Source organism: Alkalicoccus daliensis (assembly GCF_900103955.1).
Classification (GTDB): Bacteria; Bacillota; Bacilli; order Bacillales; family Salisediminibacteriaceae; genus Alkalicoccus; species Alkalicoccus daliensis.
Map to the genome: position 1 here is coordinate 473739 of NZ_FNIL01000001.1, position 24699 is coordinate 498437.

The window sequence follows — 24699 nt, forward strand, 5'->3', positions numbered from 1 at the left end:
TCAGTTGAAACCAGCTGGCGGGATATTTTTATGTATGATTCCTGCCGTAATTCTAAAAAATGCGTACATACGTTTGACAAAAAGGGGCACTTTCCGTTAATAATAGAGAGAGACGATCGTGAAACGAACGAAAAACTGTGGTAGAGTGATACAGGCAGTGAACAGTTGTCGGGATTGAGAAGGGGGACCAAAGGGTGGTAAAACAAACATTTGACTATAATGATGAAGCAATCCAGGTGTTAGAAGGTCTGGAAGCGGTTCGTAAAAGACCCGGAATGTATATAGGAAGTACAGATCATCGTGGGCTGCATCACCTAATATTTGAAATAGTAGATAATTCAGTAGATGAAATTCTCGCAGGGTACGGCGATAAAATAATAGTTACTATTCAAAAAGATAACAGTATTACTGTTGCAGATAATGGCAGAGGGTATCCTGTCGGGATGCATGCTACAGGCAAACCAACACCGGAAGTTATTTTAACTGTGCTGCACGCAGGGGGTAAATTCGGCCAGGGCGGTTATAAAACAAGCGGCGGGCTGCACGGCGTCGGTGCCTCTGTTGTAAATGCACTTTCTTCTGAATTAAAAGTAAAAATTTTTCGTGATGGCTCTGTATACGAACAAAAGTTCGCAGATGGAGGAAAACCTGTTACCACGTTAGAGAAAAAAGGAAATACTGCGAAATCAGGAACAGAACTTACGTTTAAACCAGATGAAAGTGTATTTTCCACTACTGTTTATAATTATGAGACTGTAGCTGAAAGACTTCGGGAAGCAGCTTTTCTGCTGAAAGGCCTGACAATAGAATTAATAGATAAGAGACACGATGAAAGAGAAGTTTTTTATTTTGAAACCGGTCTGGAAGCTTTTGTGGCTTATTTGAACGAAGACAAAGAAACACTTCATCCTGTTGTTTCTGTGGAAGGAAAACACGAAAACATCGAAGTGGATTTTGCATTTCAATATAACGATGCATATACGGAAAATATGCTTTCGTTTGTAAATAATGTACGCACTAAAGACGGTGGTACACATGAACTGGGTGCGAAGACTGCAATTACCCGTACAATCAATGAACATGCACGCAAACTTGGATTATTAAAGGAAAAAGAAAAGAATCTGGACGGCAGTGATATTCGTGAAGGGTTTATCGGTGTTCTTTCTGTACGCGTTCCTGAAGAGATTCTTCAATTTGAGGGACAAACAAAAAGCAAACTGGGAACAGCTTCAGCCAGAGCGGCTGTAGATGCCGTTCTTACAGCGAAACTTTCGTATTACCTGGAGGAAAACCCGGACTTCAGCAATAAGTTAATTAAAAAGGCGATAAGAGCTTCCCAGGCAAGAGAAGCTGCTCGCAAAGCCAGAGAGGAAGCAAGGAGCGGGAAGAAAAACAAAAGAAAAGATGCGATGCTTTCCGGCAAGCTGACTCCTGCGCAGTCAAAAAATGCAGATAAAAATGAACTTTATCTTGTCGAGGGTGATTCTGCAGGCGGATCCGCAAAACAGGGAAGGGACCGTAAATTTCAGGCAGTGCTTCCTTTAAGGGGAAAAGTTATCAATACTGAAAAAGCAAAACTTGCTGATATTATGAAAAATGAAGAAATTCGCACGATTATATATGCAATTGGCGGAGATGTAGGAGCGGATTTTGATGTAACGAATATTAATTACGATAAAGTAGTTATTATGACGGATGCTGACACGGATGGTGCCCATATCCAGGTTCTGCTGCTTACTTTCTTTTACCGTTATATGAAGCCGCTGATTGAATCCGGAAAAATATACATTGCACTGCCGCCGCTTTACAAAGTAAGTAAAGGAACCGGCAAGAAACAGAAAATTGAATATGCGTGGGATGAAAATGGTCTTGCAGAAGCTGCCGCTAAGGTTGGCAAAGGATATACTGTGCAGCGTTATAAAGGTCTTGGAGAAATGGACGCAACACAATTGTGGGAAACTACCATGGATCCTGAAACCCGAACGTTAGTAAGAGTAACGCTAGATGATGTAGCGCGTGCTGAAAAACATATTTCCACTTTAATGGGAGATAAAGTAGAGCCGCGAAGAAGATGGATTGAGAAAAATGTGGAATTTGGATTAAACGAAGAAACAAATATTCTGGAGAACCAGAGTTTACACGTAACAGAGGAGGAATAGGTTTTGGCAGAAAATGAACGTTATCTCGATCTTCCTTTAGAAGAAGTGCTTGGAGATCGTTTTGGCAGATACAGCAAATATATTATACAGGACCGTGCGCTTCCAGATGCGAGAGATGGTCTGAAGCCGGTGCAGAGAAGAATATTATATGCGATGCATATGGATAAAAATACTTCAGATAAACCATTTAGAAAATCTGCAAAAACTGTCGGTAATGTAATTGGTAATTATCATCCCCACGGAGATTCTTCCGTGTATGAAGCAATGATCAGGCAGAGCCAGGACTGGAAAATGCGGATGCCTCTTGTGGAGATGCACGGAAATAACGGATCTGTTGATGGAGATCCGCCTGCCGCAATGCGTTATACAGAAGCAAGACTCGCTAAGCTGTCTGAAGCGATGCTTGAAAATATAACAAAAAATACAGTGGACTTCATGCCCAACTTTGATGATTCACAAAATGAACCGGTAGTGCTGCCTGCATCGTTTCCAAATCTGCTTGTAAATGGCTCCACGGGAATTTCCAGTGGTTATGCAACTGATATACCTCCGCATGCACTTAGCGAAATTATTGATGCTACGGTACATTTAATTGACAATCCTGAAGCAGATATCGCTGCGTTAATGAAGTATGTCAAAGGTCCGGATTTTCCTACCGGGGGCATCATTCAGGGTGTAGAAGGCATACAGAAAGCATATGAAACCGGCAAAGGAAAAGTAGTCGTACGCGGCAGGGCAGAGATTGAATCAATCCGTGGCGGCAAGGAGCAGATAGTTATAACAGAAATTCCTTTTGAAATAAATAAAGCGAATTTAGTGAAAAAGATGGATGAACTCCGCATTGATAAAAAAGTCGAAGGCATCGCTGAAGTAAGAGATGAAACAGATCGTACAGGCATGCGGATAGTTGTGGAATTGAAAAAAGATGCTGATGCAAAAGGAATTTTACATTTTCTTTATAAGAGCACCGATCTGCAGACCCAATTTAACTTTAATATGGTTGCAATTGCTCACAAAACACCGCAGTTAATGAATCTTAAGCAGCTTTTAAGTGCATATATAACGCATCAGAAAGAAGTTATTACAAGACGCACACAGTATGACCTTTTAAAAGCGCAGGAGCGCGCTCATATTGTCGAAGGTCTTATTAAGGCTATATCTATCCTCGATGAAGTAATTGCAGAAATTCGCAGCGCATCGGATAAAAAAGATGCGAAAGAAAAACTGGAACTGAAATTCGGTTTCACTCCGGAACAGTCGGAAGCAATTGTTACTTTACAGCTGTACCGATTAACTAATACGGATGTTACTACGCTGGAAAAAGAAGCTGCAGAACTGCAGAAAAGTATTACGCAGTGGGAAGCATTGCTTGCTTCAGATAAAAAACTGGCTTCCCAGATGAAAAAAGAGTTAAAACAAGTCAGAAAAACGTTTGCTGATGAGAGGAATACATCAGTGGAGGCAGAAATTGAAGAAATTAAAATAGATCTTGAAGTTATGGTCCCTGCAGAAGATGTACGTGTTTCTGTTACAAAAGAAGGCTATATAAAACGTTCGAGCCTCCGCAGCTATGGAGCCTCAAACGGTGAACCTCCTGCAATGAAAGAAACTGACAGGCTGCTCTATTCCAGTGATATCAATACTACAGATACGCTGCTCGTATTTACAAAGCAGGGGTATTATATCTATCTGCCTGTGCATAAGCTTCCAGAAACTAAATGGAAAGACAGCGGGCAGCACATAGCAAATGTAGTAGCAGTAAGTCAGGAAGACAGCATCGTGAATGTCATTCCTGTGAAATCATTTAATCAAGCTGAACAGTACCTTACTTTTGTCACGAAGTATGGAATGGTAAAAAGAACTTTATTAAAGGAATATGAAGCACAACGGTACTCTAAAGCATTAATGGCAGTAAAAGTAAAAAAAGATGATGAGGTAGTTTCTGTACGATTAACAAATGGAAATGACAATCTCTTTTTCTTCACTTATACAGGATATGCTTTATACTATGCTGAAACAGAAGTGACGCCAACAGGACAACGCACTTCAGGTATGAAGGCTGTGAATTTAAAAGAAGAAGACTTCATCACTGCATTCGATGCTGCTTCTCCGGAATCTTCTCCTTATCTGTTTGCCCTTACGCAGAGGGCAGCAGTAAAGCGGATGAAATTAGATAAGATGGAAAAACAGGGCAGGGCAACCAGAGGTATCCGCATCTTAAAAGAATTGAAAAAGGAACCACACAGAGTCGTTGCTGCAGGAACTTTGTATGACAACAGCGTATTGAAAGTACAAACACATGACGGGAAGGTCCACGAGATACCCGCACCATCGATCAGATTAAGTGATAGGTATACGAATGGAAGTTTTGTGATAGATATTGAGAAACATGGCGAAATAACTGATTTCTGGACGGAAGAAATTGAATAATGCTGCGGGCTGCTTTTAGAAAGGCGGCCTGATTGCTTTAACACCAGGTTTTGTTTATAATAATAAACTATACAGTAATATACCACTGTAAATATATTAATTAAATTATAATATTCCAGTAAAAACGAAAAACGTACGTTCCTATTTAATAAGGAGGGGTATCCGTGCCTTTTGGTTACAGCGATTATTTGCGTAAAAATAACTATAAAGAATTAACGATAGATGAACATGTAAGGCAACTGGAGTATTTCTTTATGTTTATAGATGATTTATATAAACGGCAAAAAGAACTTTCTGAAATACTGCCGTCAGATATTAAAAAATATTTAGCTTATAAAAAGAGTCAGGATTTAAAAACAACGACGATAAACAAAATTATTTCTATTTTAAGAAATTTTTTTGATTATGCCTGGACTATCAATGCAGTTGCTGTAGATCCAGCACAAAAAATCCGGTACGAGAATCTTACAGTATCTGATCAGGAAAGAAAGCCGTATGAGGAGTATTTAAAAATACTGGATTCAATACTATCAGCAGACATTCCAATAAAAAGAAAAGTCATTTATATACTCGCTGTAAACGGTTTGAGGCCTGATGAATTTCAAGTGACTTATGATCAGATAATTACTGAAAAATCAAAGGTGCGAATATACATCAGTAAACCTGAACACGAGCGAATCATCATAATAAACGGAAAATCAGCAGAAGTTATAAAAATATATATAAATACACAAATAAGTGATAATACATTCTTACTGAATTCAAAAACCAGGGACGGCAAAGAAAAACCAATTGAAAGAATGACCATCAGTCTTAATTTAAAAAAAATCTCAGAATTCGTTCAGTGGGAAGAAACGATAACTACTAATCTGATAAGACATGCTTACGCAGTTTATTTGTTAGAAACAGAAACATATGAATCTGCTGCAGAAACTCTTGGTATTGATAAACTGAGTTTAATGAAATTAGTAAGTACAAAATAATTTTGTTTTGTCTCATTTCTTAAAGTAATCTTCTTAATTGAGACAATAGATTCTCTTTGGTCTATTGGTTCGTATAATTTATATTATGTAAACTAGAATTATGATTTAAATTAAGAAGACCAGTTTATACCGGCCTTCTCTTTATGTGCAGTTTATTTATAGAATTCCTGCGGTATCCTCCCAAAATTGCGCTGATGATACAACAATGGTGCCGTCTCATTATTATCGGCACCGATTACTTCTCCAATGATCATCGTATGATCGCCTGCATCCACAGTTTTAAAAACTTTACATTCAAGAAGCCCAGTGTATCCATTTATAATCGGCGCGTTATATTGAGAATTTGCCCATTCTATTTTCGAAAAGCGATCTGTACCTTTTGTAGCAAAAAGCATGCATAAATCTCCTTGATCCTCTGCAAGTACATGTACATTAAAATGCTCCTGAGATGCAAATACGTCATGTGTAGAAACATTTTTATCAATTGACCAAGAAATCAGCATTGGATCCATCGATACAGATGTAAATGAATTTACTGTTAAGCCTACTGGTTCCTCCTCTGGTGTGTTAGCAGTTACTACAGTAACACCGGTAGGATAATTTCCCATAATTCCTCTGAAAGTTGTCTGATCTGCCATAAAAAACACTCCATTTCAACATTTTTTACAATTTCCCTTACTACCATATCATTTTAAAATCAAAAACGCGAAAAAGCAGCATTAAAACAAACTTATTTTAATGCATAGCTGTACCATGATAAAAGAGTGTTGATTTCGATTTCTTTGCTGTTATTTTCCGACACCTGAATGTAAGCATTTTCAGCAATTTTTTGTCTCATCTCATAATTATTTATTAACCTTTCTGCAAACATTGCAAATTCCTCTTCGTTCCTATAGAGAAATCCTGAATACTCATGCTTGATTACTCCCCTGTTCCCATCAATGTCTGAAGCTAGTACCGGACGGTACGCAGCCATAGCTTCGAGTAAGGCTGATGATTGTCCTTCACTCAGTGAAGTATTGAGCACAACATCAGCTTTCTTATAAAAATCTGCCATATCAGCAAAAGGTATTTCGCCATGATACGTCAGCCAATCATATTTTTGAAGAAAATGATCAATTTTTTTATATTCATTTTCTTCAATTACTGGTCCTGCCAATTCAAGTGCAATATTATATTTATCGCGCATAATAGCAGCCATTTCAATTGCTGAAGTTATATTTTTTACTTTGCGGATACCGGCAGGCAGCAAAAATATAAAGGGATCCGGGTTCTTATTTAACGGTTTTTTATTCAATTCTACCGATTGAGGCATTACTTTTATCTTTTCCTGGATATCAGGAAGGTAATGTACAACCTTTTCTTTCATTTTACTGTCAAATGCATGAATGATTTGTGCATTTTGCAGACACTGTAAAATAACATCTCTTTTATCCTCTTCTTCAAGATTCTGATTTATATCAGTACCGGTTAATGTAAGAATATAAGGAAGATGTATATTATACTTTTTTTGGAAAATCGCAAATTTATAAGCATGAAAACCGTGAACCAAATCAATATTTTCTGGAATTGGGGCTCCCTCTTCGGTTGAAGAAATAACTGATACTTTATGGGATCTGTTTTCGATTCCCTGCTTTATTCTTTCCGCGGTAATTTTATTTCCCCGCCATTCATTAAAGTGTGGTGATGCAATTAATATGTGCATATATTCCCTCCAGATAATTATGATAGATAATTCTTATAGTATCGTCAACGAAAAAACCTCTGCAGATCTGCAGAGGAAGCCGAAAAACGATATTTAATTAATACTTCGGCCATTCACTATCCGGACGGTCAGCCTTCAGATATCATATACCATCGTACATTAACCTGCCGGCATAATGACCGGTTGCGAATACTAACACTGCGCCAATTACAGATAAAACAGCAAGACCCCAGCGGAGAAATTTATTGTTCATTACCAGATTAATTGCTAGTAAAATTGTGATAATAATATATGTGATAAGTGAATAAAAGGCAAACTGCTGATGCAGCCCAAGAAATTCTCCTACAGAATCTCCATAAAGCTGAATTGCAACACCTACCGCATCAGGTCCTGTTAGGTAGGAAATTATGCCGCCTGCCGTACCTATAGCCACTACCCATAAAGCCGCACGTTCAAAAAACCAGGATCGCCAGACAGATAAAACAATAAAGAGTGTTCCTACAATCCAAAGCGCAATAGGCAAATGAACTATTGCAGGATGGAGGGGTTCAGGAATTAAATACAAATTAACCACCTCTTAAAATATTAGAATTACTTTTGTACATATAATGTATATACCCTGTTACACATTTGTACAAACAGTGCAATTATAAATTTAACAATAAAACAGCTGTCCCAATGAAGAGACAGCCGTCGGCAGGTTAATATAGATTTCTTTTTCAAGTATTTATTTCAGATATACTCCTTCCACTGGTCTTGTGACTCCGTTGAATTTATAAGGGACGGCGCCCACTGAAACCATCTTTCGTATCATGATAATAGCTGATTGTTTCCTCTCCTTCTTTCCAGCAGAGCAGAATTTCTGCGCCGCCTTTAAATGACGGAAAATCAACCAGTGCAGGCTCAATGCCTTTTAATAAAGCTCCGTTTGCCTGAATATTATTCACGTGCTGCTGCGCAAGAATCTCCATAAACTCAAGCTGGCTTTCCAATTTAAAAATTCTTCCTGCATCTGTGGCAACATGATTTCCATCTTTAAGCTGCTGATAGGTTTTCCAAAGCTCATTAAATTCTGCCTGTACATCTTTAAGTGCAGTAATTTCTTCTTTTATCACGGGCAGCAGTTTATTTGCCTGAGTTATTGTAAAATATTTAGCATACATGCCTCTGCCCTCCTTTACAAACATAAAAAGCAAGCGTAGATGGATCCGAATGTAAGAATGTTAGAAGCTTAAATTAATTTAAAATGCCTGAATGCTTCTGCTACTCCGTGTTCCTGGTTCCCGAGAGTTACAAAATCAGCAGCTTCTTTCACGGCCGGCTGGGCATTCCCCATAGCTACTCCTATGCCTGCCTGCTGAATCATAGTCATATCATTTAAACTGTCTCCGCAAGCCAGAACCTGATCAAAGTTTAACTTCTTAAATTCCAAGATTCGGTGTATTGCTTTTGCTTTATGAACTCCTTTTGCATTAACTTCAATATTTAATGGATGAGAATTACTTATTTCCAGCCCGTCATGTTTTTTCAGCTCACTCAAAATATCTTCTCTGACATCTTCATCATCCAGGTCAAACCCGAATTTAAGCCACTCCAGTTCCCCCATATTATCCGGCATTTCCTGTTTCCATACTTTACCGACAGAGGCCGCCCAGTGACGCGCTTTGTATGTGTTCCTGAGCTCCCACATAAGCTCCACCAGCTTCGTATCCAGTACAGTTCTCTCAATTAATTCTGGACCGTTTAAATGCCAGATTTCACTGCCGTTTCCAGTAATAATATAATCATTGAGATTCAATTCTTCCGCATAGTCTTCTACAGCCATCAAAGACCTTCCGGTAGCTATCACTACGGTAATGCCATTTTCCACTGCAAGTTTCACAGCCTCGTTATTTTCCTTTGATATCCGATGATCATTCGATAATACGGTCCCATCCATATCCAGTACTGCCAGCTTAATTTGACTGCTCATTTGCTGCTCCCTTCTGTCATTCCCTTTAAACATAAATAAAGTAAATTACTGTAGCGATAATTGCTGGAATAAATGTGCCTATATAAATATAAGTAAGCAGTTTAAAGTGATTTTTCGACTTTTTCTTATCAGAGTAGTTTTTATCCTCTGGATTCATTCCAATAAATATTGTAGCTGCCAGCGCGATAACACAGATAATCCCTGCAATTATTAAATAAGGTGTCATGTTCATTAAATCACCCGCTTTCTAAAGCGATGCACAGGTCCCATGGCAGCAGGAAGGCTGTATTTATAATCCCGGTACTTGAGCCAGTGGAAGTTATAAAGGATATGCTGCCAGCTCCTGATGAGCCTGTTTTCTCTGCTCGATCACTTCTTTTTGTTCTTCACTCATAAGAGCATCGTATTTTTCAATTTCCCGTTCCAGTGCGTGAATAAATGCAGCTCTTGTTTCTTCCGTGATTTCTCCAACTGCTTCTTCCAAAAAATCTTTAATTTCAAGTTCCTTCCGCTGCAGTAGCAGAGTAACATTTTCCATAGCTTCCTGCACCAGCGCTTCTTTTAATTCTTTACTTTTGTTTCCTTCAAAAAAATCTTTTTTACTTTTTAAATAAGATTTATACTTTTCTTCGTTTTCTACCAACTTTATATCTTCCATTTTAGTACGAATATTCAGTTGAAAAGCTGGCCTGATAATATATAGATCCGGAATTTGTTTCTGCAGATTTTCTTCGTAGGTGTTACTCCAGTTCCTGAATAAACGCTGCACTGCATGATCCAGCCTGATTGAAACTGCTTCCCATTCCTGTTTTAAAAACTGTTCCCCCATCGCTGCCCAGTCAAGTACAGCATGGATGAGATCCATCTGAAGATTTTTTTTATTATCTCCGGATAATACTGAAACATTTACCGCTTCCAAATAATAATCGCTTAGTACATAATTCATTCGTTTACGCAGATGCAGGGACAGCTGCTCCAGTTCCCGCTGCGCATCTCTGACAACATATTGAAAAGACTGCTGTTTTACATCCTTGATTGCTTCTCCTGCACTTTCTTTTAAATTCCCTAAATGCGCAGCTCTCTCTTCCGATGATTCCTGCAGGTATGCAGAGTAATTGTGAAGCTGTTCAGCAACTCTGCTTTCCTGTTCCTTAATAATTTCAATGCCGAGCCGCTTCAGCTCATCCAGAACTGCGGAATAAAAATGATTCTCAAAAATTTCAAAGCTCTTATCTTCAGAACCAGGCTGGAGCGCGAGCTTACTTGAAACGTCATACAATTTAGGAACTGAAAATCCATTTTGCTGCAGCTGCTCTTTCACATGTTTTCTTACCATCTGCAGTTCACTGGCAGAGTCAGCCAGATCACTGGCATTTATAACAAAATACATTTTGTTGGCTGAAAAACTTTCATTTACACTGTTCAGCTGCTGTAGAAAGTATTGATCTGCTTTTGAAAAGGCGTGATTGTAATATGTCAGGTAAAATATAGCATCCGATGTCTCCATCTGCCGAAAAGCGATATTTGTATGTCTTCCATGAATAGAATTAACTCCGGGAGTATCTACAAGAATAATTCCCTGCTCTGTTAAGGGAGAATTATAATACATAGTAACATTCTGTATCAAGCAGGCCATTGTTTCATCAGCTACGTATGGAGAAAGGTTATCCATATTTACTGTTTTCACGGTTCCCAGCAATTCCTTATTGTCCCTGAGAGATGCCTGAAGCATGAGCAGATAATCGACCAGCGTTCTCTGCTGCCTGGTTAATCTTGTTAAAGAGGCTGCACTCCACTTCGCTATCGTGTCAATATCCACTTTCTGCCGGATGGATTTTGCTACAGACTCTATCTCTTCAGATAAAGCTGTTCTGGTTTTAAAGTAAATTACCGCTTCTCCGTGAGAATGTGTTTCATCTGCACAGCGGACCGTATTAATCGTTGCTGTTGTAGGGTGCGGTGACACCGGCATAACCTCTGCACCCAGCAGTGCATTCGCAAAGCTTGATTTCCCGGCACTGAAAGCGCCGAAGAGCGAAATAGTAAAGGTGGACTTTTCATAATTTTCGACCGCTTTCTCTAATTCCTGCACTTCTTCTTTAAATAAAATATGCTTTTTGATAGGTGCTGTCCATGCTGTTAAATCCTGCAGCCATTCCGAAGCTGCTTGCTGATCCAGCTTTGGGGAAGAAGCATTATATATATTCTCTGTCTCTTCCGGAGTTGCCTCAGTATTTTCCTGTTCAAGAGTAATATCCTTCCAGAATGTTTCTTCCTTCACCTGTGTGTCCGGCGAAACTTTTTCGAGCAGATCCTCCAGTGGTTTAATCACCGCGCCGGAAGGCTTGTAAACTTCAGCAGTGTGGAGCATTTCTTTTTCCATTTCACTTATTGCGGCTAACTCTTCATGATATTTTTCCAGATCAGCTAATTTTTCCTGCTTTTTATCCAGCTCCTTGATCTGCGAATCCACATGCTGTTTTAATCCTTCAATATAAAGCAGAAGCAGCTGAGACCCTGCCTGGCGTACATCTCTTACAAGCGCTTCATTCATTTTCTTCGAAAGGGTATACACATATTCACGGTTTGTAGAAGCAGAAGTAATATGTCCATCAATCCAATCACTCGAAACTGCAATATCCAGAGCTTTCATCGCCTGTAAAAATTCCTCCTGATTAGACAGCTTCTGTACCGGAACCTTTCTAAAATAATCTTCTACATAATAAATCAGCTGCGATTTTAAATTATCATTTAACTCCACTGTAAGCTGATTCAGCCTTTTTTCCTGTTCTTCCTTTGTTTTTTTACCGGAGAACAGAACTCCCACTTTAAATGTGCGTTGTTTCGACTCTACATAACGTTCCAGCAGCTCTGTTGTCGTAAATGGAAACAAATGTACATTGTCGTAAAGCCGCTTTAACTGATCGTCATAATCCTGCTCCAAAGCCCTTTCATATCCTTTAAGCTCTGACATCTGTTCCTTAATCGTAGAAATTTCTTCAACTTCCGCTGCAGTAAAACCTGCTTTCCCGGCATTTTCTTTTATTTCTTTACGTTTCTCATTAAACTCTGACTGAATCCTGGCAGTGAGCGCTTCATAATAGCCTTTTTTCAATGCTTCCTGTGCAGGGAGCATGAACTGATTGCTTTGTTTTAATATAGCTTTCATTTTTTGACGAAGCGCTGGAAATTGATTCAGCGGATGATCCTGTTCTTTCATCGTAGTTAAATAAAATCCCGCATAACGGATATGCCATTTCTCAAATATTTCATCTACCTGCGCACGAAAATCTTCCAGGGAAACTTCTTTTTCTTCATGCTTATCAATCTGGTTTATGACAATAAAAATAGGTTTTCCTGCCTGGGAAAGCTGCTTTAAAAAGTGAAGGTTCGTTTCCGATTGTACGTGATTATAATCCATTACATAAACGATCGTATCTGTTGAATAAAGCTGTTCAGCCGTAACTTTTGCATGAGTCGGATCTGTGGAATCGACACCGGGAGTATCTACGATCACTCCATTATCTGATAAAAAAGAAAGGGGGGCCTGGATATGCAGTTCTTTAATCTGCTCTCCTTCTTTGCCCCACTCGTTAATACGGGACCAGGGGAGCTCGCCTTCATACGAATGAATCTTTTTATTTTTCGGACCGATTAACTGCAGTCCAAAATCCCCTTTCGATATTTTTATAATATTCGCGCTCGTAGGGATCGGGCTTGTAGGAAGCACTTCTGCTCCCAGCAGCGCATTTAGCAGAGTGGATTTCCCAGCGGAAAAATGACCGCAGAAAGCGACTTCAAAAATACCGCTGTTCTTTTTATCTTCAATCTTTTCTAAACGGTCCTGTTCCTGCTCTGTTAATGTCAGTATAGTTTCTGTCTCCATCATGTCACGTCCTTTTAATGAACTCATATAATAACTATATCGAAAATTGAAGCGGAAAGAAAACAATCTTCAGTGAATGAAAGGAATTTCCTGCAGACTCCCTGAAAAATTGTCCTGATTTCACCATTTTATTTACAGGAACATTCCTGAACAAAACTGCGGCATTTTTTAAAGTAGTAATATAGCGACAACTGTCCCTACACCGCCGTACAGAAGAGCATAGGGCATATTCATCCAGGTAATCCGGTACGGATTTAAACCTGTATTCATTGCGCTGATATTCACAGTGATGCCGTAAGTTCCTACCGTTGCCGTAGCAAGAGCGCCGCTGACCAATACAATACTAAAGCTGAGAGGATTTGCTGCTGCAAACAGTGGAGTAATTGCTTCAATCAGGACTGCGATCGTTGCGATTGGGTGAATACCTATCATACTCATCAATAAATATGTGAATTGAATCATAAACAAAACTACCCAGGGGGTATCTTCCATTGCAAGAAAGGGAGACTGAATGGTTTCCAGCAGCGGTGTTTGATTTAAGGCCGTGGAAAAAAATGCCAGAGAAACAAAAAGCAGAATGAAATTCTGCATATGATTATTTCTCTCTTTCCAGACAGGAAGCCCAACTGCAAGAAAACTTTTAATACGTCTGACAGATGCAGCCCAGAGAAAGGCGAAAGGAAAAATAACGATTGTAACGGTAAGAATAAAATTAAGTTCAAAAAGATTTCCGATAGCTACAATTGTGAGAAGAAATAAGGAAAGTGCTCCAGTGAGGATGCTGATCGGTTTTAATATTCCTTTGGTACTCACAGTTTTTTCAGGCGCCTTATAAGAAATTGCCCGGTACCTCCACCTGCCGACCACTCCATCCAGTGTTAACGTAAGAAAGGAGACAAGCATCAGCCAGGGAAGCATGGTAAAGTAGCTTACTCCCGTAGCGTCGACACTGATCGCTACAAGGATTTCCATCGGACTCCAGCAAAGTGCCACAGCAAATGCTCTTAACGTCGTCTGTACAATAAACTTCTGCTGCAGTTGAAGCTCATAATTCCGCATATTCTCTTTTAAGACACCCTGCGAAAGACTCAGGGCGGATAAGTTGATAAAAGCCACCAATATGTAACTGGTAACCGAAGCCCGCTGATACAGCCTGCCCAGGTCGCTTACGTTTGCAGACAGAAGTTCATTAATCCTCCGGTCATACCTCCCTGCCCGCACAATACTGTTCATCCAGGGAAGCATAAACAGCAGTGCAAGCAGGGACAAATTTTCATTTACATATAAAATGGTTTCCATACCTGCCATCGGATAAATAAAAAGTAAAGCCAGGCCGATACTGCCAAAAATTCCAGCAAGCAGCCGAAATAAAAAAGAGGCATAAGGAAATGACATAGCAAATAATATAATCGTTGCAAAGGCGAGAAAATAGTGCAGTAGATAATGATTGATAATTAATGAAAGTAAATATAAAGCTACGACACATGTAAAGAATAAATAGTGATGAGACCGAATATTCATACCCGCCTCCTGTTTATTTTGTTTTATAAAGAATTAAAGTCTCCAGAATCTTCCGGGGAAGCAGGACGGTACCTAGTTTCCAGAGTTTTGCTGTTCTGCCGACAGAGAGGAGAAATGGAGGCTTCTCTGCTTTTATAATCTGCTTTACATATGCAAGTATTTCAAACGGGTCACCGGAAGAAGAAGCATTCTGATCTGCATGTTTTTTCAAAGCATTTTCCAGATTTTCATAGTAGGACTGCTGCGAAAATTTTGCCCCATTCGCACTCTTTCCCCAGATATCCGTTTTATAGGAGGAAATTTCAAGCAGCGTTACATAAATCCCCTGCGGCAGCAGCTCATACCTTAAAGATTCACTCCATCCACGAAGTGCAAATTTTGAAGCAGCGTAGGCACCGAGTCCGGGAAGACCGGTTATGCCGCTTACACTTCCCATTTGGATAATTTTTCCTTGATCGGACTTTCTGAGATAAGGCAGCATTCTTCTTGTAATATCTGCTTGGGCCACTACATTTACCTGAAGCTGTGCTGCCCAGTCTTCGTCATCAAGAGCTTCCGTTACGCCCCCCTGGCAGAAACCTGCATTATTAACTAAAACATCAACTGCGGTAAATTGCTTCTTTAATTCTTCACACAGGCGGTCTTTGTCAGCAGTACGAGTAATGTCTGCCTGATAAATAAATTGAATACCTGCTTTTTTAAGTGCGGAAGCATCTGACACTCTGCGAATAACAGCAATTACTGTATGAGTTTTACTCAGCTCTTTGGCAAGTATAAAACCGAATCCGCTTCCTGCTCCTGTAATTAAGATGTTTCTCCGGGTCATAGAGGCCTCCTTCATGATAAAATAGAAACGTCGAGGGGAGGGATTACGCTGAATAAACGTATGGAAACAATACTTGGTATTACTGCTTATGTAACGGCAGTTCTTTTTTTATTAGATACGGTACTCCCCCGGGATATCTCTCCTGTATACGGGTTTCTGGCACTGTTACTGCTGTCCGCAGCATTTTTTTCTATTCAGAGGATAAACAAAATAATTATTTCTATTCTAACTATTACTGCAGTATTTATCGCAGCTGAAGAAAATTTCACGCCTGCAGCAGCTGCAGCTGCTTTTGGAACAAATGTAAACATATTAGCGCTGTTTATACTTATTCCCCTGGTGGGCTCCTATATGAGTTACACAGGATATTTAAATCAGCTGAAACAGTTCATTATATTAAAAAGCAGCGGAAACAAAAACAGGCCTTACCGGCTGAGTTTTACGCTGATGTGCACGGCCGGCTTAATTCTTAATTTTGGTTCCATGGCTATTATAAGACAAATTGCGGATGAAAGCTTCCGTTCCTTCTACCCTAAAAAAATGACGCTTCACATGATGCGTGGTTTTGCCTGCTGTATGCTCTGGTCCCCGTATTTTGTAAACGTCGGTTTAGTGCTCGCTTTATTCGATGTTTCCTGGTTTACTATTTTTGGATACGGCTTGGTACTGGCGGTATTATACGGGGTGCTTTCCGCAATATTCCTATCAGATATAAAGTTTTCAGAAGATACGTTAATTACCAATGAAGGAAAACGCCAGGATGCCTCTGCAGAAATTATCCCGCTTCTCCGGTTCACATTAGTATTTATCGGCTTATCTTTTCTCGTTTATTACGCTGCCGACGCTACCATGATTGAGGTGGTAACTTTTCTGGCAATCCTGATCCCCTATATTTTTGCTGTGTTTAAACGGGAGGTAATAGGGTTCAGCCAGCATATTATGGAACAGATTACGGGGTCTTTTCAAAAAGTGAAAAATGAACTCGCCATTTTCATCGCAGCAGGCTTTTTCGGCACCGCAGTGGCAGCTACTAATTTCGGCACTATTATTTCAGAGCTGCTTATTCAATGGACGCTTGGTTCAGTGTTATTTTTTACTGTGCTTATTATGTTTATTACGCTGCTCCTGGCACTGGTGGGAATTCACCCGATTATTATTATTATTGGGATCGGCAGTTCCATTACCCCTGCCGCGATAGGAATAAGTGCTGAGTATGCAGCACTGCTCCTGCTTGTAAGCTGGACTGTAGCGACACAGCTTTCTCCTTTTTCCGGACAGGTGCTCCTCGCTTCCCGCCTGATGAGTGAAAAACCGGTGGAAGTGAGTAAGAAGAATTCCAAATTTGTACTCGTGGCGTTTGTCGTTCTGAGTACAGCTGTCTACAGTTTTCATTTTGCAGGATTACTGTAATTATAAAAGGTAAAAGGCGCCCTAATAAATATTAGAGCGCCCTGAGCTGATTATTGATCATTCTGCTTTTTCAATCACTTCATATTCAGTGTGACGGAGGACTGTACGAGGCTTCGTACCATCTTCATCACGCTTCTCCATTTCTACTGTGGCCGAGTTTGTATAAGGTGAAATCACTTTCGCCAGTTCTCCCTTATATTCTCCGGCAGTTATAAAAATATGATCCCCCGGCTGAACCAGTATTTCTTCTTGTTCTTCAGACATTGGTCTATCCCCTTTCCACTCTTATCAAGCTTTCAAAGTGATAATACACGCTTCTGTGGATGAGGTCAATCATTTTCCAGTTTACGTTCTGGAACTCGAGATGGTCATCGCGTCAAAATTTAATTTCGCACCTGTTTTCAAAAGAAAATCAAGCCCAATGATGCCATCAATATCAAGTTCCTGCAGCTCTGCCTGAAAATTGCTTACCTTTAAAGGACCAATACTCATCGCATCTAAATCAGAAACAGTTACTTTATGCTTGTTCAACACTGTGTTTGGAAGCGCCGTGTCAATCATTACATAGAAAGTTTCATACTCTCCATCTGTTTTTACTCTCGCCTCTGTAAAAAGTTTTCCGTTTTCCAGCGTTAAATGTTTCATGCTTTCACTCCCTGAAGTATGAATTAATAAGTTAAAACTGTTTATATTACAGAATACTCCCATTATACATCTTACCTGCCAAGAAACAAAACAGCAGCAGTAAGAGATGGAATAATTCAAGCGGAACATGCCTGCTTTATCAAAAGCTTACGGCTGGACGAGTTATCGATTTCCAGCCACTGCTGCACTTGCTTATGTTGTAAAGGCTGTTAATGCCGAATGCCTCCGAAAAAAGAGATGATGATCTCTCCAGAGCAAAAAAATTTAACGTATTCCTGCTTCACAGAGTGCTGCGATTTTCACCCAGTCTTTCCGGAATTTTTTTCAGAAACAGGAGCGCCGGATGTGTTTGAAACAAAAATAATTTTCTTCAGTTTCTGATCCCATTTTAAAACTGCATCAAAGTGGTTGTTCTCTTTTTTAAAACCCTTAATCACTTCGGTTTCCCCCTGCTTAAGCAAAAGTTTCACTTGTTTTAACGGGAGTTTCTTTTCCAGGAGAATCTTGGATAAAGTAAAAGTACATTTATTTTTATTATACCCGGCACATCCATAAAAATTACCTTTATCGAGCACCGCTTCTCCGCAGAGGGGACAATTGCCCGCTTTGGCCGGCTTTCGAGTACTTTTCTTTTTCTGCGGGATTCCCTCCCCGGAGATATCCCACGACCCGGCCTGTGCCTGTGCTTTCTCCACTACAGCAGTTGACAGTTTTTTGACTTGCTCCAAAAACATTCCCGCTCCTTTTTCTCCCGCACCAATTTCCGAGAGCCGCTGCTCCCACTTCGCGGTCATTTCCGGTGAAGCCAGGATCGTTCCTTCCACAGCCTGGTACAATGTTTTTCCTTTTTCTGTAGCATATACTAAATTTTTCGCGACTTGAATATAATCCCTGTCTTTTAACACGGTTATAATACCTGCTCTTGTCGCCTCTGTTCCCAGCCCTTCTGTCTGTTTCAGGACCTGGGCCAGTTCCGGGTCAAGCTCTCTGCCGCAGGTTTTCATCAATTGGATCAAATCACCCTCTGTATAACGTTTCGGCGCTTTCGTTTTTTTCGCTTCCACTTCTGCCTGCGACACAATGGAAGCCAGGCCTTCTCTGAGAGCCGTCAGCCCATGCTCTGTCTTTTGTTCCTTGGAGGAGGGCAAAATTCTTTTCCATCCTTCTTTCATTACTGCACTTGTATTAGATTTGAAAGTTGCCCGTTCGTCCACCAGTGTCTCACAGTGAATGTCCTTTATTTCTGCATCATTTTCATGTGCCGCCAGAAGGCGCAGAATGACAGCTTCATATATTTTCTTTTCGTCTGCGCTCAGTTTTCCCGGATCTTTAATTTCTTCCGTGGGAATAATAGCGTAATGATCCTTTACTTTTTTTGCATCCACATACCTTTTATCCTGAAGTAATGTCTGCTTCGGTAAAGGGAAATGTTTTTCAAAAGCAGCAATTTTTTCAATCTGGTTCAGCATTCGTGGAAACTGCTGGGCTTCTTCTTTTGTTACATGGGATGAATCAGTCCTCGGATAAGTCAGCAGTCCCTTCGTATATAACTTCTGCGCAGTATCGAGTGTTTTTTTCGGTGAGAATTGAAATGCTTTATTCGCATAGGACTGCAGTGTGGATAGAGAAAACAGCAGCGGCGGTTTTATTTTACGGATTTTTTCTTTAAAAGAAGTAATTTGTGCATCTTTTCCTTCAACGAAAGCATGAATTTTTTCCGCCATTTCCAGCGTTTCAATTTTTGACTCCCCTTTTTTGTGCCAGGTTCCTTCATAAACTCCTTTCTCATGCTGAAAGCGGGCTTTCACTTCCCAATAAGGGACAGGAGTAAACGAAGCTATTTCATGCTCCCGCTTAACGATAAGACACAAGGTTGGAGTCTGTACTCTTCCTACCGTAAAAACAGCATTAATTCCTTTTTTCTGCATTAATAATGTATAAAGTCTCGTAGCGTTCAGTCCTATTACCCAGTCTGCATATGCACGGCTTACTGCTTCGTTATGGAGACTTTCTGTTTGGCTGCCATCCTTTAAGGTTTGAAAGCCCTGCAGCACTGCCTGCGGCGTCAGTGAGGAGATCCAAAGCCGCTTGATCGGCTTATGGACCCCGGTTTCTTCAATAATTAATCGGACAATTGCTTCTCCTTCTCTTTCCGCATCCCCGGCATGGATAAATCCCTTAATTTTATTATCTTTCGCAAATTTATAAATTACGTTGAACTCACGTCTTCTTTTTACACGGTAGCGGAAGTCTTCCGGGATCATTGGCAGCGTCTGCAGGTTCCAGCGTTTCCAGTCCGCTCTGTAGGTTTCCGGAGGCACCGGCTCCAAAAGATGCCCCAACGCCCACGTTAAAACGGCACCCTGCGAAAAAGTTTCACACGGTGCAAGAATAATATGGTCTTTATTGGTCTGATGCTGAAAAGGCGCAGCTAATTTTTTTGCCTGATCGGGTTTTTCTGCAATGATTAATTGCATAAAAAATCGACTTCCTCTCTATATAGAACGTTTGTTTCTATTATAGAGGGGAAGTCAGCATTCTGCAATTATTCATTTTTTTCCTGGACTAGATAAGTGCGCCCCGGTTCCTGTTTAACAAGCCCTTCTTTCATCAGCTTGCCTAACGCCCGCTTAAAAGCAGCCTTACTCAGATTAAATGCGGCATCAATTTCTTCTGGGCTGGATTTATCAGTAAAAGGCATTTCACCTCCGCGTTTCTGCAGAAGCTCCAGTACTTTTTCAGCATCTTTTCCCTGGGCAACCACTCTTTCATCCCGCAGGGTTACATTAATTGTGCCGTCTTCTTTTACTTCAATGACTCTTCCTTCTACGAATTGGCCGAGTCTTGGCGTGAAATTCGCCTGGCTTTCGTGGATAAATCCTCTGACTCCATCTTCTGTGATCATTGCAGCTCCACCTTCCTTATGAAGATACACATTCCCCCGGACATTTGCTGAGCGAAGTTCGCTTGTCGCATGGTCCCGCTCTTCATCAATCAGCCACTCGCTGATGGGAACAGCTTTCAGACGCTGCCTGCGGTCATGTGATAGGGTAACAAACAGCTTATCTCCTTTTAACGGCCATAATTTACGATCTTCCGGCAGATCATCTTTTGAAACCAAAATATCCTTTGGCAGACCGATGTCTACGAACACTCCCGGCTCAATACCTCCTACCACGTACACCCAGTCATAGGTATCCGCAGTAACCAGCGGCTGTTTCATAGTGGCACTTAAAGTACCCTCCTTGTCTTCAAAAAGAAATACTTCGACAAAATCTCCGACAGGCCCGGTAATATCCTCCGCTGACATAATAACTTCTTTTCCTTCATATATCAGATTCATCCATTTTCTCGTCTGGGACTTTACCTTTGCCTTCACCATTCTGCCTGTCACTGGTACATCGTTCATAAATTTATTCCTCCTTAAAGTTATCCAGAAAAAAGCCTTATTAATGATAAACAGCTCATCAATAAGGCAGTATCCATTTATCAGATCAACAGATTAAATAAATCTTCATCTTTATTAATCTCTATATAAGCAAACCCTTTTTTCTCCATCCTGTCAATGAGAGAGTGATAATCTTCCCGATGTTTTAATTCAATTCCGCACATCACCGGACCTTTATCACGGTTATTTTTTTTCGTGTACTCAAAACGTGTAATGTCGTCTGTCGGACCAAGTACATCAATTAAAAATTCCCGCAGAGCTCCTGCCCGCTGTGGGAAATTCACGATAAAATAATGTTTCAGCCCCTGATAAATCATAGAACGTTCTTTTACTTCCTGCATACGGTCAATATCGTTATTTCCTCCGCTTACGATGCACACTACCGTTTTCCCCTTAATTTCTTCTTTATAATCGTCTAAAGCTGCTATGGAGAGCGCACCAGCTGGTTCTGCAACAATTGCATTTTCGTTATATAAATTAAGCATGGTGGAACACACTTTTCCTTCGTCGACCGTTTTTATTTCGTCGACAACGTGTTTAGCAATCTCAAAGGTAATCTCCCCCACCTTTTTAACTGCAGCCCCATCTACAAATTTATTAATTTTAGTAAGGGTAGTAACTTCTCCTGCTTCGATGGATATTTTCATTCCCGGGGCTCCTGCAGGTTCTACCCCAATCATTTTTGTTAAAGGGGAAATTTCCTTAAAATAAGAACCAACTCCGGAAATAAGACCACCTCCGCCGATACTCATAAATACATGGGAGACCGGAACATCAATATCCTCTAAAATCTCCATGCCGACGGTGCCCTGACCAGCGATGGTGCGTAAATCATCGAATGGATGAATAAATGTCATTCCTTCTTCGGTACAGGCCGTCATTGCTTCTTTAAAAGCATCGTCAAATGTATCACCGGTTAAGATAACATCCACAAACGGTTCGCCAAAAAATTCAACGCGAGAAACTTTTTGGCGGGGAGTAGTGGAAGGCATGTATATTTTCCCTCTCACTCCCAGGGCTTTACACGAGTAAGCTACACCCTGTGCATGATTACCGGCACTGGCACATACAACACCCTGCTGTAATTCCTGTTCAGAAAGACCCTGCATTAAATTATAGGCACCTCGCAGTTTGAATGAGCGGACTACCTGGAGATCTTCTCTTTTTAAATATACTTCCGCACCGTATTTCTCTGAGAGGATTGCGTCCCGCTGCAGCGGAGTTTTAACTACTACGTCTTTTAAAGCCTGGTGAGCAAGTAAAATGTCTTTTACGTGAACGCTTTGCATTTTAGTCTCTTCCATCCCTATTATCTCCTCTTCGTTCGAATATTATGACTAATCTTATCACAACTATGCGAGTGCTGAAAACAAAGTTTTAAAATCCTTCTTGACTTTTCTTTATGTAAGCGTTCTCTTTCTCGTGCAGCTCACCGCAGCCGTTATAAATCAGAACTCTTAACATATTAAAGCCTGAAAATAAGCGATTGTAATTAAGAATACCCACTCCGGAAAAGTTTACCGGAGAATAAGAAGAGAAATATCCATCTATATTTACAGGCAGATTTTTCAACTAAAAAAAGCCTGATCATCGGTTTGTTGACAGAATAGCTTGTAACAGAAACAATCTTTTACTTTTGTTTACAAAAGAATGGAACGAAAACCGGCGGACGCCTGTTCAGAGAGTGAGTATTGCTCCGCTCGACCAGCAGTCATCATTAGAAAGACCGAGAAGAGGACTTTAAGATCATTTGGCCGGCTGCGGCAATGCTTTCGGTGGTGCAAACGCACACAGTCTCTGAAAGAACGAACTGGGAAGCTCCCGCAGCAAAGTGAGGAAGCAGAGGAGTGCAGTCACGGCCGGTCAATGACAGCGAAGTTTTCTATAATCATTTACAGATCTAAAAAAAGAAACATCCTCTGCTTTTCAAAGGATGTTTTCAGTAGAAAATCAAAAACAGCTGTAAATTATCATATACTATAGCTAACTATTCCTATTGCAGAAAGCAGAATTAATGCCGCTGCTTCGCCAGCTCCGCATATATATCCTTCAGGTTTACGTATCCCTGCTGTTCCAGCAGTCCGACACACTTCAGCCAAAGCTCGCTGGTAATACGTGCATCCGCAAGTGCGTGATGCCTCTCCTCCAGCGCAATGTTCAGAAAATTACAGCAGTCATCCAAAGCCTGCATATGCTGCATGGACGGGATTAACCTGGTTAGAAATGTCGTATCCAGCAGCCGGTAATCGAATCTTGTTCTGAACAGACTCCACAATGAGTGGTTCATAAATGCTTTTTCATGACTCGCATGGTGTGCCACGAGGGTATGCCCTTGAATAAAAGACAGAAAATCAGTCAGAACATTTTCTGCTGCAGGCGCTTCGATCAGTTCCTCCCTTGAAATCCCCGTTAATTCTTTTACTACAAGCGGCGGATCATTCTCAGAATACAGCAGAGAGTAAAATTCTTCTTTTTTTTCTCCGGAAAGCTTCACAGCGCCTATAGAAAGAATGGTATCCCCTTTTCGTGGAGAAAAACCTGTTGTTTCAATATCAAATACTACGACCGGGAGCTGATGAAAGGGAAGTGTCAAATGGTCCCGCTCTTTTTGGGACCGCTGCATCCTTCTTGCATAAGCAACAGCTGCCGCATCCCGGCTGCCTTTCGCATCATAAGCTGCTCTGCCAGTCAAAGCACCGAGCTGCCTCTTCCAGCGATCGACTACATTCATACCTTCTTCTTCCTTTCTTTCTTCAGGTAATAAGACTGAACCTGGTCCAGCATTTCTTTTCCGTCCTTCATCCATCTTTTAATCATATTCTTTTCTTCTGTCGTTAAATCATCTAATTTTAAATGATGTACGTACTCGTAGGAGGTGATATGTTTTGTTTTTTCATGCCTGAATGCTAAAGCTTCTGCAAATGAAGCGTGAAAATGATCCATCTGTGGAAAAACATTGTTCAGCTTTTTCATTCTTTCTTCTGTTTCCGTAATTTGAAGCCCTTCAATCAGTGCAGCGATTCTTGCAGCATTTACATATGGGAAAAGTACTGCAGTTTTAAAATTAATGAAACCCTGTTTGTCTGTTAAAATCTGTCCGAAAATATTCCTCCGACGCTGTCTGAATATTGTATTTTCTACTACTTTTAACCGGATAGATTCGCGAAATCTCGCATAGTTAAACATAACTTCCTTCAAATTTTGATTGCTTTCCTTACTTCCGTATAAGGTTCTGGAATCAAACAGTATCAGGGTATGCCGGATATCTTCCCATTCCGCTTCCTCAAGCCATCCTTTCACCTGCTCTTCCATGGCTGACTTTGATTTACACCATCGTGGTTCCTCCGCCATTACTTTTCCTTCGCAGGGCTCATATCCGCATATTTCCATTCCTTTGACAATTTCCTTTCCCAGTCCACGAAAAATAATGTCATCGTCTGCATTGCCTTCATGCACAATTGCGTGGTCCTGATCACTCCATATTGCCTGCTCTTTTCTTCCGGCGCTTCCCATGATAAAGAAGCTAAACCGAGCAGGAAGATTTCCCTGCTCGGCTTCTATTTGTTGAATCGAGAGCTGTACAATAGAAGACATCAACGCATCATGAAGTTCGTTTAACTCTTTGTAGGAGTTTGCAGCTTCATTCATGTTTTCGCGCCGCCATGCAGCTAGATCCGCAAATGATGTGATATTTTCTATTGTTTTTTCAATCAT

General features: G+C 40.5%; 20 protein-coding genes. 4 read left to right on the forward strand and 16 right to left on the reverse strand.

The features are described from left to right. Positions 1-194: 194 nt before the first annotated feature. From parE to BLP92_RS02385, 3 genes are all read left to right on the forward strand, one after another. Positions 195-2159 carry a DNA topoisomerase IV subunit B gene (gene parE / locus BLP92_RS02375; protein WP_090840208.1) on the forward strand — a complete coding sequence of 655 codons (1965 nt, stop codon included), beginning with the start codon at positions 195-197 and terminating at the stop codon, positions 2157-2159. Positions 2160-2162: 3 nt separating this feature from the next. Further along, positions 2163-4589, forward strand: coding sequence for a DNA topoisomerase IV subunit A (gene parC, locus BLP92_RS02380; RefSeq protein WP_090840210.1), 2427 nt, complete (start codon positions 2163-2165; stop codon positions 4587-4589). 164 nt (positions 4590-4753) lie between these two features. Continuing rightward, positions 4754-5572, forward strand: coding sequence for a tyrosine-type recombinase/integrase (locus BLP92_RS02385; protein ID WP_090840212.1), 819 nt, complete (start codon positions 4754-4756; stop codon positions 5570-5572). Between the two features lie 152 nt (positions 5573-5724). Here the strand turns inward: BLP92_RS02385 and BLP92_RS02390 are convergent, their stop codons facing one another. The 9 genes from BLP92_RS02390 to BLP92_RS02430 form a co-directional block, all read right to left on the reverse strand. Then, complete coding sequence (locus BLP92_RS02390; protein WP_090840214.1) at positions 5725-6210, reverse strand: flavin reductase family protein; 486 nt, start codon at positions 6208-6210, stop codon at positions 5725-5727. A 92-nt stretch (positions 6211-6302) separates the two neighbouring features. After that, on the reverse strand, positions 6303-7277 hold the full coding sequence (locus tag BLP92_RS02395) for a glycosyltransferase (protein WP_090840216.1): 975 nt from the start codon (positions 7275-7277) through the stop codon (positions 6303-6305). A 142-nt stretch (positions 7278-7419) separates the two neighbouring features. Next, positions 7420-7842, reverse strand: coding sequence for a DUF2231 domain-containing protein (locus BLP92_RS02400; protein ID WP_090840218.1), 423 nt, complete (start codon positions 7840-7842; stop codon positions 7420-7422). Positions 7843-8050: 208 nt separating this feature from the next. Beyond that, positions 8051-8440, reverse strand: a complete 390-nt coding sequence (locus BLP92_RS02405) for a DUF2203 domain-containing protein (RefSeq protein WP_175444149.1) — start codon at positions 8438-8440, stop codon at positions 8051-8053. Positions 8441-8508: 68 nt separating this feature from the next. Next, the gene (locus BLP92_RS02410) at positions 8509-9249 is read right to left on the reverse strand and encodes a Cof-type HAD-IIB family hydrolase (RefSeq protein ID WP_090840222.1); all 741 of its coding nucleotides are present in this window, start codon (positions 9247-9249) and stop codon (positions 8509-8511) included. Between the two features lie 25 nt (positions 9250-9274). Continuing rightward, positions 9275-9481: a hypothetical protein gene (locus tag BLP92_RS02415; protein ID WP_090840224.1), complete on the reverse strand. Its 207-nt coding sequence runs from the start codon at positions 9479-9481 to the stop codon at positions 9275-9277. 87 nt (positions 9482-9568) lie between these two features. Next, complete coding sequence (locus BLP92_RS02420) at positions 9569-13138, reverse strand: dynamin family protein (protein ID WP_175444150.1); 3570 nt, start codon at positions 13136-13138, stop codon at positions 9569-9571. A 165-nt stretch (positions 13139-13303) separates the two neighbouring features. Further along, positions 13304-14656, reverse strand: coding sequence for a hypothetical protein (locus BLP92_RS02425; RefSeq protein WP_090840228.1), 1353 nt, complete (start codon positions 14654-14656; stop codon positions 13304-13306). A 13-nt stretch (positions 14657-14669) separates the two neighbouring features. Then, the gene (locus tag BLP92_RS02430) at positions 14670-15482 is read right to left on the reverse strand and encodes an SDR family NAD(P)-dependent oxidoreductase (protein WP_175444151.1); all 813 of its coding nucleotides are present in this window, start codon (positions 15480-15482) and stop codon (positions 14670-14672) included. 60 nt (positions 15483-15542) lie between these two features. Between BLP92_RS02430 and BLP92_RS02435 the strand changes: the two genes are divergently transcribed. Beyond that, entirely contained in the window at positions 15543-16892 is a 1350-nt protein-coding gene (locus BLP92_RS02435) for a hypothetical protein (RefSeq protein WP_090840232.1), read from the forward strand. Between the two features lie 57 nt (positions 16893-16949). Here the strand turns inward: BLP92_RS02435 and BLP92_RS02440 are convergent, their stop codons facing one another. From BLP92_RS02440 to BLP92_RS02475, 7 genes are all read right to left on the reverse strand, one after another. Then, entirely contained in the window at positions 16950-17156 is a 207-nt protein-coding gene (locus BLP92_RS02440) for a KOW motif-containing protein (RefSeq protein ID WP_090840234.1), read from the reverse strand. 81 nt (positions 17157-17237) lie between these two features. After that, complete coding sequence (locus BLP92_RS02445) at positions 17238-17537, reverse strand: pepsin/retropepsin-like aspartic protease family protein (RefSeq protein ID WP_090840236.1); 300 nt, start codon at positions 17535-17537, stop codon at positions 17238-17240. Positions 17538-17836: 299 nt separating this feature from the next. Then, positions 17837-20014: a type IA DNA topoisomerase gene (locus BLP92_RS02450; protein ID WP_090840238.1), complete on the reverse strand. Its 2178-nt coding sequence runs from the start codon at positions 20012-20014 to the stop codon at positions 17837-17839. 68 nt (positions 20015-20082) lie between these two features. Continuing rightward, on the reverse strand, positions 20083-20946 hold the full coding sequence (locus tag BLP92_RS02455) for a CvfB family protein (protein ID WP_090840240.1): 864 nt from the start codon (positions 20944-20946) through the stop codon (positions 20083-20085). Positions 20947-21026: 80 nt separating this feature from the next. Then, positions 21027-22289 (reverse strand): threonine ammonia-lyase IlvA, encoded by a 1263-nt coding sequence (ilvA, locus tag BLP92_RS02460; RefSeq protein WP_090840242.1) that lies wholly within the window; start codon positions 22287-22289, stop codon positions 21027-21029. A gap of 707 nt (positions 22290-22996) precedes the next feature. Next, complete coding sequence (locus tag BLP92_RS02470; protein WP_175444152.1) at positions 22997-23716, reverse strand: exonuclease domain-containing protein; 720 nt, start codon at positions 23714-23716, stop codon at positions 22997-22999. Further along, positions 23713-24699, reverse strand: a complete 987-nt coding sequence (locus BLP92_RS02475; protein ID WP_090840248.1) for a DUF294 nucleotidyltransferase-like domain-containing protein — start codon at positions 24697-24699, stop codon at positions 23713-23715. Before BLP92_RS02475 ends, BLP92_RS02470 begins: the two co-directional genes overlap by 4 nt.